Source organism: Skermanella sp. (assembly GCF_059503625.1).
Genome location: NZ_JCACHA010000327.1, coordinates 1 through 2,819, shown reverse-complemented (window position 1 = coordinate 2,819; position 2,819 = coordinate 1). Strand labels below are relative to the sequence as shown.

The following is a 2,819-nucleotide window of genomic DNA, read 5'->3' as shown; positions in this document are numbered from 1 at the left end:
CAGCCGACAAGCAGGCGCGTCGATGTCGGCTGCTGCTTCGCTCTAGACCGACCTACGGCGCTGATTCTCGTGCATCTTAGCTTTATAAGAGGTTGGATATTCATCCAACTGGCAACAAATCGCACGCGGCGATAAATTGTAAAGATAAACGCATGAGGAGGGGCGCTATGTCTGGTGACCATCGGCGGAGCCTCGGCCTCCAGATTAGCGGATCATCCTCCCGTTCCAGCCAGCAGCCTCCGGCCAGCAATCCAGCGCCGACTGAGCCCGCGATAAACCCACCATCGGATTTCGCTATAGTCTGGGCCAGGACTTTTACCGAAGCCAGGGACAAAGCGGTTCAGAACCTGCAAAATCAGGACGCGCCGGTTTATGTCGTACCTGACGGCAAAGTCGTCGAACTCAAGCTCAGCCGCCGGCAAGACTTAAAGCCCTCGCAGCCTGATAATGGCCACCATGATGATTGTTGCCGGCAATAACAGTGCCGGCAAGACCACCCTCACGGCCCTGTATCTAGTGGTAGGCCTGTCCTGGCACGGCCGACATCGCGGTTGGTTGCTCATCGGGAGAGGAGCCGCCCTGTAGCGAACGCTAAGGGCAAGCATGAAGAGGCGCCCTGCGGCGCCTCTCCCATCTACATATTGACCGGCGCTTCCGTCCGTATCACCTGCCAGCGCTCCCGCAGCAATGCAATCCCGACCACGGCCAAGCCGATGATCGTGGTGCCGAGCAGGGGGGAATACCAGCCTTCGCGCAGGACCATCGTGAAGAACAGGCACGATCCCAGCACGATCTCCGGAATGCCGGTCGGGCCGGTCGATGCGATGCGCCGCATCGGCATGGTCGTCGATACCGGCGCAATGCCCGCGCCGCCCATCTTCGGAGTCCGCACGAACGGCGACTGCTTGCCCATCGCTGCTTCGAACACCGCGCGGGAGTTCGACAGGATCAGGCCCGACGTCAGCGTCATCGCCGCCAGGATGCTCAGCGGGATGGCGCTCCGGGGATATCGTCCCAGCGCCAGCTGACCCAATGTCACGAAGGTCGTGGCCGAGAACACGCCCATCGCGGTCGCGACCAGTCCCAGCAGCGACAGCGCCAGCGGCTGCTGGCCGGCGTTCAGCCACAGCAGCGACAGCGACGTCGTCAGGCAAAGGGCCGCCAGCGGGCAGAACAGCGACTGCCCGACCTCCAGCGTCAGCGCCAGCTTGAACAGCGGCGGCATGTCCGAGCGCCAGACCGACGGCAGCAGCTTGCGCGCGACCTGGGCGAACCCCTTGTTCCAGCGGTGCTGCTGGGTGCGCCACGCGGCCAGCGTGGTCGGCAGCTCGCCCGCAGCCGTCACCTGCGGCAGGTAGGCCGCCCGCCAGCCCGCCAGATGGGCGCGGATCGCAAGGTCCAGGTCCTCGGTCAGCGTATCCGCCGTCCAGCCGCCGGCGTCGTCGATCGCGTCGCGCCGCCAGACACCGCAGGTGCCGTTGAACGGCAGGATCATGCCGGTGGCGAAGCGGACCGACTGCTCGACGCCGAAATGCGCATCCAGCATGACCGCCTGGGCGCGCGTCAGCATGTTCTCGCCGGCGTTCAGGTGCTCCCAGCGCGCCTGGACGAAAGCAAGCTCACCGTCGGCCATCAGCACCGGCACGGTGCGCTTCAGGAAATCCGGCGGCGGCACGAAATCGGCATCGAACACCGCGATGTAAGGGCTGTCGTCACGCAGCAGCCCGTTCGCCAATGCGCCGGCCTTGAAGCCTAAGCGGTCGCGGCGGTGGATCACTTCGATATCGACGCCGGTCAGCCGCAACTCGTCGGCGAAGCGCCGCGAGATCTCCTCGGACCCGTCGGTGCTGTCGTCCAGCACCTGAATGGTCAGGCGGTCGCGCGGCCAGTCCATCGCGGCGGCCTGGATCGCGCGCTCGATCAGCATACCTTCATTGAAGGCCGGAAGCTGCACCAGAACCCTGGGATATTCCACGATCTCCGGGGCCGTCTCCACAGCCACCTGGGACCGCGCCGGCTTGCGCCGCGACCGGATGAAGGCGATGGACAGTCCAAGGAGATTGCAGCTGAGGGCGAAGAGCATAACGAGCGATACCGAGAGCAGAAGGTACAGGACCCACTGAACGACGGTTAAGACAGGCATTCCCCGATCACCCTCTGATATTTCCAAGAACGGCACGCCGTCGCCATGCCGGACAACCCTGTCGTCCGGACATCGTTCAACCGGTCATGACCGCAATGCTTCAACTACAGTGCCGCACATGAGGGTTAACAGTGGCAAGACCGTGATATTCCTGCGGCGGACGTACAACGAAGCGGACTTGCCCGAACTTCGGGATTGACCGGACCCTGCAGTCTCCCCAGCTATTCGATATTGGGGGTCCGGGCCCCTCTGGTGGTCGCTTTCAACCAGCGCCGCGATGTCGGACCCCTCCACCTGCACGCTGTGCATTTGGAGGGATCACGACATGGCTCCTTCTGAAAGGTACGGCGTGGGATTAACCTGAAGTCGAGACCACACAGGGAAGGAAACCACCCGATGCCTGCTTCTTATGACCGATCCACCATCCCCGCCCCGGAAGCCGCCTGTCCGTTCGAAGCGACCGAAGGCTATGTCGTCGCCCGCCGCAACCTGCTGATCGGCCTGTGGGCCGGTCGCCGCCTGGGTCTTTCCGGGACCGAGCTGGAAACCTACGCCCGTGAGATCGTCGCCGCCGACCGGGACGAGCCGGGGCATGAAGACGTGCTGCGCAAGCTGCGCGCCGACTTCAAGGAAGCTGGATGCCCCATCTCCGAGCCCGAGCTGAACGCCCAGGTCG

The 2,819-nt window shown here is 64.0% G+C and carries 2 protein-coding genes; one reads left to right on the top strand and one right to left on the bottom strand.

Annotated features, from left to right (window positions below; translation table 11 throughout):
• Nucleotides 1-634: 634 nt before the first annotated feature.
• The gene (locus AC5JJ6_RS07420) at nt 635-2,143 is read right to left on the bottom strand and encodes a glycosyltransferase (RefSeq protein ID WP_496041423.1); all 1,509 of its coding nucleotides are present in this window, start codon (nt 2,141-2,143) and stop codon (nt 635-637) included.
• A 396-nt stretch (nt 2,144-2,539) separates the two neighbouring features.
• Between AC5JJ6_RS07420 and AC5JJ6_RS07415 the strand changes: the two genes are divergently transcribed.
• Nucleotides 2,540-2,819: DUF1476 domain-containing protein (locus AC5JJ6_RS07415; RefSeq protein ID WP_496041422.1), on the top strand; the 280-nt coding region annotated here is incomplete at its 3' end.

What these genes read in the sequence shown, in the direction of transcription:
- AC5JJ6_RS07420 (WP_496041423.1), bottom strand. Translation starts at nt 2,143, where the DNA reads ATGCCTGTCTTAACCGTCGTTCAGTGGGTCCTGTACCTTCTGCTCTCG.